The sequence below is a fragment of the Sphingomonas natans genome (assembly GCF_030546695.1).
Classification (GTDB): domain Bacteria; phylum Pseudomonadota; class Alphaproteobacteria; order Sphingomonadales; family Sphingomonadaceae; genus Sphingomonas_I; species Sphingomonas_I natans.
On the sequence record NZ_JAUOTP010000005.1, the window covers coordinates 289241 to 306012 of the forward strand.

The 16772-nt window shown below is 62.6% G+C and carries 13 protein-coding genes; 4 read left to right on the forward strand and 9 right to left on the reverse strand.

Annotated elements, in window-relative coordinates:
• Positions 1-4: 4 nt before the first annotated feature.
• Both catC and Q4F19_RS13085 read right to left on the reverse strand, forming a co-directional pair.
• On the reverse strand, positions 5-295 hold the full coding sequence (gene catC / locus Q4F19_RS13080; RefSeq protein ID WP_303543230.1) for a muconolactone Delta-isomerase: 291 nt from the start codon (positions 293-295) through the stop codon (positions 5-7).
• 2 nt (positions 296-297) lie between these two features.
• Positions 298-1455, reverse strand: coding sequence for a muconate/chloromuconate family cycloisomerase (locus tag Q4F19_RS13085; protein WP_303543231.1), 1158 nt, complete (start codon positions 1453-1455; stop codon positions 298-300).
• Positions 1456-1565: 110 nt separating this feature from the next.
• Between Q4F19_RS13085 and Q4F19_RS13090 the strand changes: the two genes are divergently transcribed.
• The gene (locus Q4F19_RS13090; protein ID WP_303543232.1) at positions 1566-2492 is read left to right on the forward strand and encodes a LysR family transcriptional regulator; all 927 of its coding nucleotides are present in this window, start codon (positions 1566-1568) and stop codon (positions 2490-2492) included.
• A gap of 69 nt (positions 2493-2561) precedes the next feature.
• Here the strand turns inward: Q4F19_RS13090 and Q4F19_RS13095 are convergent, their stop codons facing one another.
• From Q4F19_RS13095 to Q4F19_RS13115, 5 genes are all read right to left on the reverse strand, one after another.
• On the reverse strand, positions 2562-3335 hold the full coding sequence (locus Q4F19_RS13095; RefSeq protein ID WP_303543234.1) for an IclR family transcriptional regulator: 774 nt from the start codon (positions 3333-3335) through the stop codon (positions 2562-2564).
• A gap of 101 nt (positions 3336-3436) precedes the next feature.
• Positions 3437-4975, reverse strand: a complete 1539-nt coding sequence (locus Q4F19_RS13100; RefSeq protein ID WP_303543236.1) for an MFS transporter — start codon at positions 4973-4975, stop codon at positions 3437-3439.
• Position 4976: 1 nt separating this feature from the next.
• Entirely contained in the window at positions 4977-5984 is a 1008-nt protein-coding gene (locus Q4F19_RS13105; protein WP_303543238.1) for an HlyD family secretion protein, read from the reverse strand.
• A 113-nt stretch (positions 5985-6097) separates the two neighbouring features.
• Positions 6098-7543, reverse strand: coding sequence for an efflux transporter outer membrane subunit (locus tag Q4F19_RS13110; protein WP_303543240.1), 1446 nt, complete (start codon positions 7541-7543; stop codon positions 6098-6100).
• Positions 7544-7558: 15 nt separating this feature from the next.
• Positions 7559-9010, reverse strand: coding sequence for an aldehyde dehydrogenase (locus Q4F19_RS13115; RefSeq protein WP_303543242.1), 1452 nt, complete (start codon positions 9008-9010; stop codon positions 7559-7561).
• A gap of 205 nt (positions 9011-9215) precedes the next feature.
• Between Q4F19_RS13115 and Q4F19_RS13120 the strand changes: the two genes are divergently transcribed.
• The 3 genes from Q4F19_RS13120 to Q4F19_RS13130 all read left to right on the forward strand — a co-directional run bounded on the left by Q4F19_RS13120 (position 9216) and on the right by Q4F19_RS13130 (position 13194).
• Positions 9216-10355 carry an NAD(P)-dependent alcohol dehydrogenase gene (locus tag Q4F19_RS13120; protein ID WP_303543244.1) on the forward strand — a complete coding sequence of 380 codons (1140 nt, stop codon included), beginning with the start codon at positions 9216-9218 and terminating at the stop codon, positions 10353-10355.
• A gap of 834 nt (positions 10356-11189) precedes the next feature.
• Positions 11190-11864, forward strand: a complete 675-nt coding sequence (locus Q4F19_RS13125; protein ID WP_303543246.1) for a TetR/AcrR family transcriptional regulator — start codon at positions 11190-11192, stop codon at positions 11862-11864.
• A 127-nt stretch (positions 11865-11991) separates the two neighbouring features.
• Positions 11992-13194, forward strand: coding sequence for an amidohydrolase family protein (locus Q4F19_RS13130; RefSeq protein ID WP_303543247.1), 1203 nt, complete (start codon positions 11992-11994; stop codon positions 13192-13194).
• On the opposite strand, the gene Q4F19_RS13135 is transcribed toward Q4F19_RS13130, so the two are convergent.
• Both Q4F19_RS13135 and Q4F19_RS13140 read right to left on the reverse strand, forming a co-directional pair.
• On the reverse strand, positions 13175-14317 hold the full coding sequence (locus Q4F19_RS13135; RefSeq protein WP_303543248.1) for an MFS transporter: 1143 nt from the start codon (positions 14315-14317) through the stop codon (positions 13175-13177). The genes Q4F19_RS13130 and Q4F19_RS13135 overlap by 20 nt on opposite strands.
• 59 nt (positions 14318-14376) lie before the next feature.
• On the reverse strand, positions 14377-16713 hold the full coding sequence (locus tag Q4F19_RS13140; RefSeq protein WP_303543250.1) for a TonB-dependent receptor: 2337 nt from the start codon (positions 16711-16713) through the stop codon (positions 14377-14379).
• Positions 16714-16772 lie beyond the last annotated feature (59 nt).

A 16772-nucleotide genomic window follows, 5' to 3' on the forward strand; every position in this document is an offset into this window, starting at 1 on the left:
CCGATCAGCGATCGTTGTCGCGGATGGAAGAGGGATGGCGACACAGCGCCGTCACACGAACGTCCATGAACGGATAAAGCGGAAGCCCCATCAGGACGTCGTGGAGCTCAGCGTTGTCCTCGACGTCGAAAATACTCACATTTGCGTATTGCCCGACGACCCGCCAGATGTGGCGCCAGACGCCCTTTTCCTGGAGGTCTTGCGAGAGCTTCTTTTCCGCGGTCTTCAGTCGGTTGAACTCATCCTGATCGAACCCGATCGGGACGTTCACGTCCATCTCAACCTGGAACAGCATGATCAGGACCTCTCGGAGACAGCGTGAAGACGAGGAGCAACCCGGTCGCGCCGGTAGAAATCGACACGATCCGCGTCGAGCGTGACGCCGAGGCCCGGTCCATCCGGCACCTCCAGTTCGAAATCGGCGTAGCGTAGGGGCTCGGCGAGGATCTCTTCGGTCAGCAACAGTGGTCCGAAAAGCTCGGTACCCCATTCGAGCGAGGGCAGCGTGGCACAAAGATGTGCCGATGCGGCTGTGCCGACTCCGGCCTCGAGCATCGTGCCCCCATACAGCCCAACGCCGGCGGCTTGCGCGATCGTGGCAACCGCATGCGCGGGAAGAAGCCCCCCCGACTGCGCGATCTTGACCGCGAAAATCCGCGCGCCCGCTCGTGATGCGATCGCAAAAGCGTCGAGCGGCCCGTGCAGCGCCTCGTCCGCCATCAGCGGAATGATGTGCTTGGCCGACAGGCGCGCCATTGCCGAGATGTCACCACGTCTCACCGGCTGCTCGACCAGGTCCACGCCCGCATCTTGCAGCATCCGCATCCCCAGATCGGCCTGCGCTTCGCTCCAATGTTGATTTACATCGACCCGCACGCTGCCGCGATCGCCGATCGCGCGCTTGATCTCCGCGACATGGGCGACGTCGTCGCGTACCGCGTGCTTGCCGATCTTGAGCTTGAAGATGCGGTGCCGCCTCGCTGTCAGGACGCGCTCCGCTTCCTCGATGTCGCGTCCCGTATCGCCGCTGGCGAGCGTCCAGGCGACGGGGAGCCGGTCGCGGACCCTGCCACCGCCAATAAGCTCGGAGACCGGGATGCCCAACCGCCGTCCGGCCATGTCGAGAAGGGCCGTCTCGACCGCGCACTTGGCGATATGGTTGCCCGCGACGCTCTTGCCGATGGTCGCCATCGCTAGGCCAACACGGGTCGGGTCACACGTCTTCAAGATGGGCGCGATATATGTGTCGATCGCGAGCTTGATGCTCTCGGGACTCTCTTCGCCGTAGCTGAGACCCCCAATGGTCGTCCCCTCGCCTACACCCTCGATACCGTCCGCATCACGGATCCGGACGAGGACGATCGATTGGTGGCGCATCGTCGTCATCGCAAGAACGTGCGGCCGAATAGTCGGCACATCTACGATGAAGGTATCGATCTCTCCGATCGGGGCCATAGACCTCGGACATCCTTGCTTTTATATTTGCTAAGGGCGAGGTTATGCCGCGCTCCCGAGGCAGGCAAAGATCATTGCGGTCTGAAGGGCATACTCGGAAGGTATGAACGGTGGATCTTCGGCAGCTTCGATATTTCGTCACGCTTGCCGCAGAGAAGAATTTCAACAAGGCGGCTGAGCGCCTCAACATGGCGCAGCCGCCCCTCAGCCGCTCCGTTCAGCAGCTTGAAGCTGAGCTTGGCGCAGATCTTGTGGATCGAACGAGCCGGCCCCTGGCGTTAACCCCGGTAGGCCAGCTGTTCCACGATCAGGCTGTTCAGGTGCTCCGCCGGGTCGATGACATGCGGACGATGATGCGCAGCGCGATCGCGACCGAGCGGCGCCGCTTCACGATCGGGTTCGTCGCCTCGACCATTTATGCGCGGCTACCCGCCCTCATCCGCGAATTTCGTGCGGAATTGCCAAGCGTCGATCTCTCCTTGGTGGAAAGCACGACACTCGATCAGATTGCGGCGCTCAAGGAGGGCAGGATCGATATTGGTTTCGGGCGCATCCGCTTCGAAGATTCCGCGGTTCGCCGTACTGTCCTGCGGCTTGAGCCGCTGGTAGTAGCGGTGCCGGCATCAAGCCCGCTTGGACAGGACGGGCGGGCGGTACCGCTGTCGGTGATCGCGAAGGAACGCCTGATCGTGTATCCCAGCGCACCGCGACCCAGTTATGCGGATCAGGTGATCTCGTTGTTCCGCGACAACGGCTTAGAACCGAACGTGGTGCATGAAGCCCGTGAACTGCAGATCGCGATCGGACTGATTGCCGCGGAGGAAGGAGTGGCCGTCATTCCTGAATCTGTCCGACGCGCGAGAAGCGACGACGTGCGTTATATAGAACTGGCAGAATCTGCTTGGTCCCCTATCATCATGAGCCATCGAGACGGCGATTTTTCTCCTGAGATCGTAGCGTTCATGCGCATCATCGCCCGCAAATATAGCGACTGGGGCTACCCGGTCCCTGAGGCACTGCTGCCGCCGGAGTCCTGATCGCCGCCGCAATAATCCGCCCGCGAAGGCTGCGGCGCTCGAAGAAGCCGGCCACCGCCTGCCAAATGGTCAATCGGGCCCGAGCCACCCGACTTCCGCACTAATCTGCAGACAGAGCGACCCGAGCTCTAAAACAGACGCTTCGCGCGCCGCGACGTCGTCGATCGCCGTGAGCGCCGTCACGACTAGGGTCGCGCGCCCTTGCAGATCGAAGATCGGGAATGCGGTGGCGTGCAGGCCGGGAATCACCGTTCCCGATTCAATCGCCTTTCCCGTGCGCTCGATGCTTTCGCGAATCTCATTCAGCTGGCTCTCTTCCATCAGCTGACGCTGCTGTTCGCTCTTCACCAGCGCGGCCGTTTCCGATGGTGGCACGAAGGCGAGGAATACGCGCCCCGTCGCAGAGCTGAGCAAGGGCAGAATCGCCCCGACGTGAAGCGTGGTCAGAAGCGCCGGACGACCATTATAGATCCGCACGATGGTGGGACCGGTCGCGCTAAGTGCCGAGATTTGCACAGTTTGTCCGGAGCGTTCGACAAACCCGCTCATCTCCCGATCGACGACCTTGAAAACGTCGGTCCGGGAGAGAGCGATCAGTCCTAGCCTCAAGGCTGCGGGGCCCAGATCATAATGGCCGGAGGCGGGGTCCTGACGTGCCATACCCGAGGCAATGAGGCTTTGCAGGTATCGATGAACCTGGGGTCCGGGGATCGACACTCCCTGCGCGATCGCGCCCAACGGGGACGCGCCTAAGACACCGAGCGCCTCGACGATACGCATGCCGATCTCGATGGACTGGATGCTGCGCCGCCTGGGCGCGGCGGTGTCATCGTCATGGGCCACGGCGCACGCTCCTTCGGTGCCGGAGGTCATAGTGGAAGAATCTCCAGCCGCTCAGCCTTGTGTCACCGTTGACAGCCGCCCTGCCCTCCGTCGAGCGAAGTTTAGGAATTTCGGTGCGAAAATTTCGCCAGCGGATGGGGGGGAGTCGCCCGGAGGAAAATCGCCAGAACCAAGGCTCCAAGGGCAACGCAAAAGCAGAACTGATAGGCGTCGATGAACGCCAGCACATAGGCTTCGCGGCGCACGATCCCCGCCAGAGCGGACGGGGAATGATCGAGCGCCGCCGCCCGCACCCGATCCACTGCGCTGCCCGTCAGCACCGAATGAAGGGCTTCGCGTTTGCGAACCAACGTCGTCAGAACTGCGGCCGCGATGTTCGGACCGATCACCCGAGGGATCTGAATGTACGCGACCAAGGCGATCAGCTCTTCGCGGGCAGCGTTCGCGACTGTGAGTGCGATGCAGGTGAGCAGGACGACGGAATTTCCCGCGCCGATCAGCACGCTCATTATCGTGAAATTGTCGGCGCGCCACACGTTGGTGAGGCCGGTGCCAAGCCAGCAACCGATCATCACGAGCACGAGGCCGACCGCGAGGCTCAATCGCAGATCACCGCGCCGGATCGACCAGAATGCCAGCGGGATCGCCGCCAGCTGGACAAGATCGATCCACCATAAGGCCGACCCCGACTGTTCGGGCTTGAGGCGGCCCAGTGTCGCCAGAAAATTGGGAATGAGCAGCGACGTGGCAGCACTGGTCATGCCGAACAGAGTGACGATCACGAGCGGAATTATGATGTTCGGTCGCAACAATGCGCGCGGATGTGCGAACGGAACAGGAGAGACGAACTGCCAGACGAACGCGGTGACAATCAGCACGCCTCCGCCGGCAAAAAGCGCGACGATCGTTCCCGAAGTGAGCCAGTCGAGCCGATTGGCCTGATCGAGGGCGGCGTAGATCAGCGTCAGCCCAACACAATAACAGGCAACCTCACCTTTGTTGGTCCGCCGCCACAGGTCCCACGCCGGTAATCGATCGGGAAAGCTCACTAGCGAGAGCAACAAAAATGCCGCGCCAAACGCGGTCGCCTGCCAGTAGATCGCTTGCCAGCCGAGATCTTCGACGAACCAGCCGCTCAGCGATACGCCGGTGTGAAGCGCGAGCGTGAGGCGCACCGAATACAGGGCAAGCGCGAGCAACCAGTAACGAGGCGACAGGTTTGCAAAGACGATCGCGAGCGTCGCCGGGACGAAGCACCCCAGAAGAAAGCCGTCGATCGCGTGCAAGGCAAAGATTGCCGGCAATCCGGATGCCAGGGGTGTCGCCAGCGTCGCAGGAATAAAGGTCGCGGCAGCGCTCACCAGCACCCTGCGCGCGCCGAACATAACCACGAGCAGCGGAACGGCCGGTGCGGACAACAATTGCGCGGCATTGGTAACCGTATTGAGCCACGCGCCTTCGTCGACACTGAGGCCATAGGCGCCTCGGATGTCGGCCAGGGAAATGCCGAAATCTCGCGTGAACAGGCTCGTCATGAACGTGCCGAGAAGAACGGCGATGACCGCTCCAAGGGGTTTCGCTTCGAGGTCTCCCCTGACCACAGCTCGCCAGAGTCGGACCGGCCTTGCGGACGTGATCATCTTAGTCTCGCGTCGCTATCCGGGTGGTGACCGACATGCCTGCACGCAATCGACCGGCAAGCGCCTGCCCGGGAAGCAAGTCGATCCGCAAGGGCACGCGCTGGGTCACCTTGGTGAAATTGCCCGTCGCATTGTCAGCGGGAACCGCTGAGAACGTCGCTCCGCTCGCCGGCGAGAGGCGAGACACCCGTCCGCGCAGGGTAACTCCGGGGAAACTGTCGACCGTGATTTCAACTCGTTGTCCAGGCGCGATCCGCGATAATTGGGTCTCTTTGTAGTTCGCGACAACGTAGGGTGGTGTTCGTGCAACGAAATTGACGACCGCCGTGCCCGGATTGAGGAGACTGCCCGGTTGAACGAGGCGCTGGCCGATCGTCCCGTCACCCGGTGCCACGATCCGCGTGTACGATAGCGTAATGCGCGCGCTCTCAAGCGCTGCTTGCGCGGCCAAGACGTCGGCCTGTCGCTGGGCGCGGAGCCCCTGCATGACCTCCAGCTGCCGCTGTTGCAGCGACACGGCGCCCACGCTGCCAACCTGGGTCGCGCGGACGACGGCAACGTTGGTGCGTGCGCTGTCTGCCTCCTGCCCTGTCACGGCACCGGACTCTGACAGACCGGAAAAGCGACGATCGTCTTCGACAGCGAGCCGCAGCTTACTGGCCGCGCCGTTGGCATTTGCCTGGGCTTGCGCAACCATAGCACGCTGAGCGGCCAATTCGTTGTCGAGGTTGGCCAGAATGGCTTGCGACTTCGCCAGGGTGGCCTCGGCATGCGCTACGCCCGCCTCAAATTCGCGGTCGTCAAGCTGCACCAGCACGTCACCGGCGTGGACGGTCTGGAAATCCGTGAAGGCCACGGAGCGTACATATCCGGAAACCTTGGCGTCGAGCACGGCTGTGTCTGCTTGGACCGTCGCATTGTCGGTCGTCTGGACGCTGCGATCGGCTTCGAACCGATCCCACCGAACCGCAACGAGGATGACCCCGGCAATCACAGCGGTCAGGATCATCCAAGGCACCCAGCGCACCCAGGAACTCTCGCCATGCCCCGCCTTCCCGCCCTCAAGCGGCTTCGGTTGAGCTGGGGAGGCCTGTGGCATCGTTTTATCGATTTGGGTCATAGTCAGGCACCGCCTCCCAGTGCGCGTACGAGGGCGACATCCAGCGAAAAGCGGCGCGTTTCGAGTTGCGCCACGGTGCGGCGTGTTGCCAAAAGTGTATTTTCCACGGTCAGAACCGTGATATAATTGAGGAGCCCGCCTCGATATCGGGCCGTGGCCGCCAGATACGCAATCTCAGCTTCCGTTTGCGCGGCGCGGGCGTGATCCAGCTGGTCGGCAAGGGCTCGCTCGCTCGTGGCGACCTGCGCGACCTCGCTCAAGGCGTGGAGCAGCGCATCATTATAGCTTGCGACCGCTTCGTCATAATCGGCCCGCGAGCCGCGCAGATTGGCGGCCAGCGCGCCTCCTCTGAAGATTGGCAAACTGATCGCGGGGCCGAAAGAACCGACTATGGAGGCTGGGTTGAAAAACTGGCTGAGGCCGAGCACCTGAGGACCCGCAAAGCCAGTCAGATTGATACTGGGATAAAATCCGGCGCGGGCCTGTTTGATCTGGGCGGCCCGCATTTCGACCCGCAAACGCGACGCACGGACATCGGGGCGGCGACCGATGAGATCGGCGGGAAGGTTTGCCGGCAGGCCGAAGGAAGCCAGATCGGGGTTAGCGGGCCGTTCGATCAGAAGGCTTTTGTCGGGACCGGCACCAATGATGACGGCCAGTCGAAGCTTGGACAGGTCGACCAGCTCCGTAGACGCTACGGCAGCCTGGCGAGCGCTTTCCAGCGCACTTTTGGCCTGTGCCTCCGACGCGAGCGTTTCGAGCCCGCGTTCACGCCGACGCGAAACAAGATCAGCAGTTCGTTCACGAATGCGCACGCTCTCCTGCGCGAGATCGACGTCTCGCATCTGGCCCAAGAGGTCGGCATAGGCGCCGGCGAGTGAGGTTGTCAGGATAAGTCTCGCCTGGGCCGCGTCGGCGCGCGCCGCGTCGGCGGCAGACAAAGCCGAAGCGATGGCCGCGCGATTGCGACCGAAGAAGTCGAGGTTCCAGTCGAGGCTGGCGCGCACGCCCGCAGAATCGTTCACGCCTTTCGGGACACCGGCATAGGGTACGCCGTTCCAGTAGCTGGCCTTCGCCTCAGCAAAGGATCCACCTAGGGCGATTTGCGGCAGGTCTGCGGCGCGAAATTGGGACGTCACCGCATCGGCACGGCGAACCCGAGCGGCCGCTACCTCGAGCGTGGGAGAATTGTATAGCGCGTCTGCGATCAAGCGATCGAGTTGCGCGTCCTTATAGCGACGCCACCATTCGTCCGATGGCCAATCCACGATCGGCGCCTGCATCGTCTCGCGCGCAGCCACCGACGTCACTGGCAGCAGCGACGGCCCCGGCGCGACGTGCGGGACGGACGCGCAACTGGCGAGCGCGAGGCCGAGGGCGCCGGCAAGCGGGCGGATCGGAGGACGGCGGATCATGGCTTTCTCGTCAAAAGAGGCGGCCGGGACCACCGGCCGCCGCGATCCTCAGAACGGATAAGCCTGGTCGGCCGGCTCGATCGTGACCCACTTGAGCTCGGTGAACTCGTCGATCACGGCAAGACCGTCGAACCGGCCGTAGCCGCTCTGCTTCATGCCGCCATACGGCGCCTGCGGCTCGTTCTGGACGGTCGCGCCATTGATGTGCACGCATCCCGCGTCGATGCGACGGGCAACGGCCAGCGCCCGCGTCACATCGCGCCCGAATACCGCCGAAGACAGGCCATATAGCGTGTCATTGGCGACCCGGATGGCCTCTTCGACACCGTCGACGCGGACAATCGTCGTGATGGGCCCGAAGGTCTCCTCGTCGTAGATCGCCATACCGGGCGCAACGTGATCGACGAGCGTGGCAGGCATGATCGCATCCTGCGCCTTGCCACCGGTCACGATAGTCGCGCCCTTGGCGACCGCGTCGTCGATCAGAGCATTGATGCGCGCGCCGGAGCGACCGTCCACCAGGGGGCCGATCACGGACGCCGGATTGGAAACGGGATCGCCAGCCGCCAGCGTCGCCACCTTGGCGGCGAACTTGGCCACGAACGTGTCCGCGATCGACCGATCGACCACGAACCGTTCCGTCGACATGCAAATTTGGCCCTGGTACATGAACGAGCCGAACGCAGCGGCGTTGACCGCGCCGTCGAGATCGGCGTCGTCGAGAACGACGAAGGGTGCCTTGCCACCAAGCTCGAGCAGGCAGCGCTTCAGCTGGGCCGCGCACTTCTCTGCGATGATCCGGCCGACCTTGGTCGAACCGGTGAAATTCACCCGCCGAATCGCCGGATGGGCGATGAGCGCGTCGATCACGGCCGGAGCGTCGTCCGGAGCGTTGACGATGAAATTGAGGACGCCCGCAGGAAGACCGGCTTCATAAAAGGCTTCGGCGATGAGCGAATGGGTCCGCGGGCTTGCCTCCGAGGCGCGGAACAGAACCGCGTTTCCAAAGGCGATCGGATAAGCGATCGCACGGGCAGCAAGCAGCACCGGGCCGTTCCATGGGACGATGCTGAGCACCACGCCGACCGGCTGACGCAAGGTCATCGACAACGTGCCAGGCTTGTCCGTTGGGATCGTCGCGCCCTGCGCCTGAGTCACGAGGCCAGCGGCCTCGCGGAACAGGGCGGCCGAGCCGAACACGTTGAAGTCGGCCCACAGCGCCGATGCGCCCACCTCTTCCGCCATAGCTGTGCGGATTTCATCGCGCTTCGCCTCGAGCTTGTCAGCCGCCGCGAGGAGCAGCCGCCGCCGCTCGCTCGGCGCGCTGTTCGACCAGTTGGCGAACGCCAGCTCCGCGGACGCTGCGGCGCGCTGGACGTCAACGACCCCCGCCGCTGCGGCGTTGGTGACGACCTCATGCGAAACCGGGTTACGGCGCTCGAATTGGCGGCCGTTTGCAGCATCGACCGGCTCGTTATCGATGATCAGACGAACGTCCATGCAATTTCTCCATCCGGGCGCGGCACATTGTCGCGCGCATCGGCAGCCAGTCGCCCATGCCACCTCGGCTCGCTGCCGCCGCCCCAGATAGGCCGACGATACGCAATGTCAAATGTAGTACGCATTGAAGAATGTTTGAATGGGCGTTACGCATCACCCCGAACCTTGGCTCGCCGCGCTTGGCGGTCCTGTGCGGAGAAAGAGAATGTGTGAGGCTTTGGGCGGTCAGCAGATGAGAGCCGCGGTCGTGCGCGTGGCCGGGGGCCCGTTCCTGATCGAAAACGTGAAGCTTGGATCTCTCAAGCCAACCGAAGTGCTCGTTCGCGTCGTCGCGACAGGGGTTTGTCACACAGATATGGTTGTCCGAAATCAGGACTTTACAACGCCCTTACCGATGATCCTCGGACATGAGGGTTCCGGTATTGTCGAGGCGGTCGGCACCGACGTGACCACGATCAAACTCGGCGACCATGTCGTCATGACCTATATGTCGTGCGGTCTGTGTGACACGTGTGAGTCCGGCCACCCGGCGCACTGCGAGTATATGGGACCACTCAATTTCGGCGGCGCAAGACTCGATGGTTCGAGTGGCGTCACCGACCGGGAAGGCGGCGAGCTACACGACCATTTCTTCGGCCAATCGGCCTTTGCGGAATATGCCCTCGCCAGCGAGCGCAACGTTGTGCGCGTTCCGAAGGATGTACCGCTCGAATTGATGGGGCCGTTGGGATGCGGGATCCAGACCGGCGCGGGATCCGTCCTGAACGCGCTCAACGTCCATGCCGGTTCGAGCTTTGTGGCCTTCGGAGCCGGCGCGGTCGGCCTGAGCGCGATCATGGCCGCCAAGGTCGCGGGCGCAACAACGATCATTGCCGCCGACCTGAACGAGGCGCGTCTGGCCCTGGCGCTAGAGCTGGGCGCAACGCACGTCATCAATAGCGCCTCAGAGGATCCGGTCGCGCGTGTCCGCGAAATCACGCAAAAGGGTGCCGATTTCACTCTGGAATGCAGCGGCCGGGGCGCGGTTTTGCGCCAAGCGATCGACTGTCTTGGCATCTTCGGCGTCTGCGGCATCGTCGGCGCAACCAAGGAGGGGACCGAAGTCGCTTTCAACGTCAACGACGTGATGATCCCTGGCCGCCGCATCATGGGGATTGTGCAGGGTGACGTCGTTGCGAAAACGTTCATTCCTGTCCTCGTCGACCTCTACAAGCAGGGCCGTTTTCCGTTCGATCGGCTCGTGCGCTTTTACGACTTCGCCGAGATCAACCAGGCCGTTGAGGATTCCGAACGTGGCGTGGCGATCAAGCCAATCTTGCGCATCGCCGCTGCATCCGACGCGTGATTCTAGCCTCGCGTCACGATGATGCAGCTGTGACGCCCTGAGTGCCTGGCCCGGGACAGACATGTTCCGGGCGGGCATCGTTTTGCATGCGAACGGCCGGCGTGGTCGCTCGGCTGACGCCGACAGGCTCGTGATGCTCATTCCGGGGAGCCGGCAGATGCTCGATCACAGACCGCTATCGTCAACCAGCGATGCGATTGCGTTGCCCGAAATGACAATGATGCCGGAACGAGGCGCGGTCGGAACTTGATTCGCAGACACAAGGACAGACGCCCGCCGCGCAAGATCATGCCGAAGACCCGACGCCCATCAACATCGCTCTCGAATGACCCTGCATAAGGTGGGTTCTAACGTCCTTGCGTCGCCGATCCGTGTCGCTGAAATTTGGCTTTACGGGATGCCGCCCACGATGACTGAGCCGAGCTCACGTCGGTACAACAGCACCCGACCACCGATATTGATCCGCGTCGGTTTGACAGTCTTGACTCGGAGGGTCCGAATTGTCGCCGCGGATCGAAACTCCCTGCCAGCCGGCTGCCATACGAACAGCTCGAAAAGGAGGTTGTCGTCGAACCGGAGTACATATCTGCTGGCGCACCGGCAGGCCGCACTGTCCCGCTGTCGACATCACGTCGTCGCGGTCCGCCAGCATTGGCTCCGCCTCATCAGGTCGCTGAATGCATCACGGAAATCATCCGGCTTAGGCGTGAGGGCGTTGATCGATCAGAAGATTGACGTTGGGCGCTCGATCATTGAGGTCAATTTCACGCTGCAGCCCCATTACAGCAGCGTTAATCTGAGACAGTCGGACGCGTCTCGAAAGGCAGAATAGCAATGGACCAGCGGCCGGAATGCGCTCCGTCTTTAGACAGCGCGCCTCGCCAAGCGATCGCGCGACGGACGCGAGAGGCGAAGAGAAACGATAAGCGCGATGCCATTATCGCAATCGCTCGGCGCATGTTCTTGGAGCGAGGATATGCGGCCACGTCGATGTCCGCTATCGCTGCTGAGCTTGGAGGCTCGAAGGGAACGCTCTGGGCACATTTTGCTTCGAAAGATGCCTTGTTCGCAGCTGTCGTGACGGCAGCGGCAGAGGATTTTCGGTCGCACCTGATAGCCTTGTTTCAGCCTTGTGGTGATCTGGAAGCCACGCTGCTTTCGTTCGCGCGCGCCTTCACGCGCACTCTTGTCGCTCCATCCGTATTAGGTTTGCATCGCATCGTCGTATCGGAGTCGATCCGGCATCCCGAGATTGGAGCCATCTTTTACGAAAACGCGCCATTCGCAACACAGACAACGCTGGCCCGATTTCTCGAACAGCAGGTTAAAGCTGGGCGCCTCGAGATCGATGACCCTTGGGCCGCGGGCCGCGCGTTCCTGAGGTTGTGTATTGGGCCGCAGCAGCAGGCACTCTGGGGCCGACCGGTGCTCCAATCGACAGAGCTCGATCGGGAAGCGGGATTCGCCGTCGAGACATTTCTCAAAGCGTTCGGCACGGCCAGCCGATAAGTGGCAGAGCGCCTCGCCGTGCTGGCTTCTCTATGTTGTCGGTAACACACTGCGAAGTCAGACATGCTCGAACTGATCCGCGGGCGGGTGACCTGCGGATGTGGTACGATGCTGCGAACTAGCGTTTGTGGATGCCGTGGTGACCGGTTCACTGCAATGCAGTAAACAGGTCTGCGCTGCAGGGGAAAGCTCACGCGGCAACAGCGGCCAGCCGATGCTATCAAACGACGTCACATTCTTCGCTGGAGTCGCAATGAGCTCTATCGTCACCTCTTGCCGCAGTCCCCTTCCGGTTTCCTTTAAGTCCCGGGGACGACATATGGTAATCGACATTCATTGTCACCTTGGCATCCCGGAGGCCGATGCGATTGTCCAGGCGCGATATCCGGGCCCGCCGCCTGGCATCAACGATTTTGCCAGCGCCAGGACACTCGAGGTCAATCGCACCCAGTTCGAAGCGATCGGCCGAACGCTGAACACGATCGACACGCGCCTCGCAGACATGGATCGTCTAGGCATTGATGTGCAGGCCCTCTCGCCTAATCCGGGACAATATTATTATCACACGGATGCAGAAACGGGGCGCGAGGCGGCGAGAGCTGTTAACGACGGTATGGCGGCCGCTGTCGCCCAACACCCGGATCGGCTCATCGCGATGGGGACGGTTCCGCTCCAGAACATCGAGATGGCGGTCGAGGAGATGCGCCGCTGCGTGAAGGAACTCGATCTGCGCGGGATCGAAATCAGCTCGAACGTCGGCGGGCTGGACTATGATGCGGCGGAGTTTCGGCCGTTCTTCGCCGCGGCGGAGGAGCTAAGCATTCTCCTCTTCATCCATCCACTGGGATTTACGCATGCACAGCGAATGAGCGACTATTATTTCAATAATCTGATCGGAAACCCGGTCGAATCGACTTTGGCGATTGGCCATCTCATCTTCGGCGGCGTGCTCGATCGCTTCCCCGGGCTGAAGATCTGCGTCGCGCACGGCGGAGGATATATGCCGGGCTATTGGGGCCGGATGGACCATGGATGGCGTGCGCGCTCTGACTGTGCCGAACGGTGCCAGAATCTGCCCTCCTCCTATCTCCGCAAGCTGTGGCTGGACACGCTGGTGTTCGATCAGGACCAGCTAGAAAGCCTGGTTCGTACGCATGGCGCCGATCGCCTGTGCTTAGGCAGCGACTATCCGTTCGACATGGCCGAGCCCGATCCGGTTGGTTTCCATGGCCGCCTTAGCGAACGGGATCAGGCGCTTATACTCGGGCTCAACGCCGCTGACCTGCTGGGGCTGACGCGGCTCCACGGCGCTACAGCGACCGCTTCATAGCGATCGACGAGGGCTGGCGCGGACGAACGCGCGGAAGCCGCAAGAACAGCAGGATCGCAACGACGAGCCCGGCAGCGGCAACGAAAAGCGGTGCCCGGTAGCTGCTGGTACGATCGGCCAGCGCGCCGACCCATACCGGCCCGACGCCCGCCATCAACATGAAGCTCGCATATTGGAGGGCGTAGAGCCGGCCGTAGCGCGCCATCCCGAAATAGCGCGCAGTAAGATAGCCGATCAGGTCCGCTTCGGCGCCCATCGCGCTGCCAAGTGCGATCGCTCCGACCCAGGCGAGCGGGGTTCCGCCAAGGGCCAGCGTCAGGCATCCAGCCGCGCAGATCGCACAGCAGCCGGCCGCGACACGGGGCGCTTCATAGCGGTCACTGAGCCAGCCCACGATCAGTCGGCTGACGATGACCGACGCTCCGATCAGTCCCGCGACTTGGCCCGCGCTGCGCGCCTCCATCCCGGACTCTCGCAGCATCGGCACGAAGTGAGGCAGAAAACCGGCGAAGGCGAGCGCCATCGCGCCGAACGCTGTGAGCAGCAGCAAAAAGGTGGAAGAAGAAAAAGCAGCCCGAGGCTCGGGCGTTTGCGAGGCTAGAATGAGGCTTCGCGGTAGGCGCGAAGCTGGAATCGTGCCTGCCAGCGCGATAAGCGCGAGCAGCTTGTAGCCTGCCTGCCACCCGTTCGTCGCCACCGTAGCGGCCACGATCGGCGGCACCACCATCGCGGCGACGCCGATGCCCGACTGGGTGAGGCCGAGCGCTAGACCGCGCGAGCGATCGAAGGCTCCACTCACCGCGCGCATATACGCAACGGGCGCCGAGAAGGCGCCGCCGAAGCCGACGAGCGCCATCACGATCATGTAAGCTGGCACCGACTGGACGAACGTGCCCAAGGCAAGGAAACCCGCCGAAAGCGCCACCGCACCGAACATGGCGGGCCAGCGCGGCCCGTAGCGATCCACGAGCCTGCCGACGATCGGCAGCGCGCATGCCAGCGCGATCGTGGAGAGGAAGAAGGCCGTGCCCAATTGCGTGCGCGTAAGGCCGATAGCGGTCTGCAGGTCTTTCGCGAAGATGCCGGCCGTGTAGGTCAGCAGCCCTGCAATACCGAGCCCCACTCCGGGCGCCGCGGCGGCCACGATCGGCCAACCGCGGCGGAGTTCTAATGGAGCGTCGCTCAATAGTGGACGCCTACGCGCACGCCATAGGTACGCGGCGGGGTGACGGTCAGGATCGTGGTGTTGACGATCGGTCGGGTCAGGCCGCCCGCTTTGACGACATTGTCTTCCACGTTGTTGACAAAGCCCGTGATCGACCAGCGACCGTCCGGCGCCGTGAGGGTCAGATAGGCGTCGGAGGTCGAATAGCCGCCGCGCTTTTGATACGAGAGATAATCGAGGTTGAGCCAGGCGGACGTCTCGAGCCGGCTGCGCGCGCCCGCAATCAGTTCGTACTTTCCGCCGAGCGCGAAGCGATGCTCGTAGCTGACATTGGCAGTCCATTTCGGCGAATACACGCCGGGCTTGCCCGAACAATCGACAACGAACAGTCGGGTCGGGGGCGTGGGCCGCCGTGCATCGTTCGCCACCGTGCAGCTCGTCACCAGCGGCGCGCCGCTGGTGGAGATGCCGTTATAGACGAGGCTTTGATAGCGCGCGTTGAGATATTGAACAGTCGCCCCGAACGTGTCGCGCTGCGTGGGCTGGAAGACCAGTTCGGCCTCGGCGCCGTACATCCGCGCCTTGCCCGCATTCACCGTCACGCCGGCCTGCGCGAAATTGCCCGGCGTCGCCTCGATCGGGCCGACATAGCTGATCTGCTGATCCCGATAACGCCAGTAGAACGCCTCCAAATTAAGCTGCAGCTTGTTTTCGAAAAAGCGGTTCTTCGATCCCAGCGTGTAGGCGGTCAAGGTCTCGGGCTTGTAGGTGTTGGCCCCGGCGGACGGGTAGAAGCCGCCAGCCTTGAAGCCGGTCGAGACGTTACCATAGACGAGCGAGCGCGGCCCGGCGTCCCACTCGAAGCCGCCCTTCCAGGTAAACTTGTCGAAGGACAGATCGCCATTGATCGGCACGGATGGCGGGTTGGGTATGAAAAAGCTTGTATTCCGGGTCGTGCCCGTCAGCGACTTGTCTTCCTTTGTGTAGCGCCCGCCACCGACCAGACGAAATCCGTCGGCCAGCGCATATGTAAGTTGTCCGAAAACGGCCTTGCTGGTCGTCTCCAGGCGGGGATAATATTCGGTATTGGCAAGCAGGCCCTGGTTATAGTTGTTGTAGCCGTTCTGCTTCTCCCAAAAGTAGAAAGCGCCGAGAACATAGCGCAGGGGCCCGGTGTCCTTCGAGGACAGACGGATCTCGGCGGACATCTGATCATCGTCCTCGACAAGACGTCCCGGGAACCCAGGCGCATAGGTGAGGATGTCGGGCTTGCTTTTGCGATAAGCGAGGATGGTTGTGAGGTCTGCAAAACCCATATCGCCGTTTGTGGTGAGCGATGTACCGTAGAAATCGCTGCGCTGGTAACCGTTCTGCGCCGGAACGGTAACGACGTTGCGGATCGTAGCCGGAGGCAGGCTCGAGAACGGCGGAATGAAGCTGAACTGGTTGAAGGTCACTTGCTGCAGCTGCGCAGTGATCGTGGGATCGGCAGCGCCGACCCGCTGGCCTGGCGACGGAACATTGGGCGTCACCGGCGAGGCGAACAGCACGCCGCCCACACCCTTGCCACCTTGGTGCGCATAGTCGGCTGCGAGGAGCATGGAGAAGTCGCTGCTCGGCTGGAACAGGATGCTCGCACGGACCGCCTGGGACTTCTCATCGTTATAACCGTCGGACAGATAGCCGTCGCGATCGACGACCTGCCCGGCCACGCGGATCGCAACCGTCTGTCCCAAAGGCAGGTTGATTCCTCCCTGGACCTTCTTGCTGTCGAAATTACCATATTCGGCAGTCAGATCCGCGCCGAAGCTGTTGAGCTTTGGAAGGCGCGGGATCACATTGATCGCGCCACCGGTTGCGTTGCGGCCGTACAGCGTGCCCTGCGGCCCCTTAAGAACCTCGACGCGGTCAAGGTCGTAGAAGGTAGCGGCCGGCGCTGTCGGACGCGCGTAAAACACGCCGCCGACCGAAAACGCCACGGCATTTTCCTGAAAGGAATTGATCGCGGTCGCACCGACGCCGCGGATGAAAAAGCTGGACGAGATACCGACAGGTTGCACCGTCAAGGCCGGTATCAGCTTGGTCAGCTGGGAAGGGTCGCTGACGCCGGCGTTGACCAGCGCATTGCCGGTAACCGCCGTGGCAGCAATAGCCGCGCGCTGTAGGCTTTCCGAGCGGCGCTGCGCCGTAACGACGATGTCAGTGATGCCCTGCATATCTTGCTCAGGCGCCGGCGGGGCGTCCGCCGCTCCCTGCTGTCCGGATGCCGGTTCGCTCGCTTGCGGCTGCGCCAGCGCAACTCCGCTCCAAAGCATTGCACTCAAGGCGACGCCGCCGACCAGCTGCTTGCGCACTCCAACCCTCCCATTTCTGCTTATTATTGGCCCGCCGTAACACTCCCAAAGCATCAGGA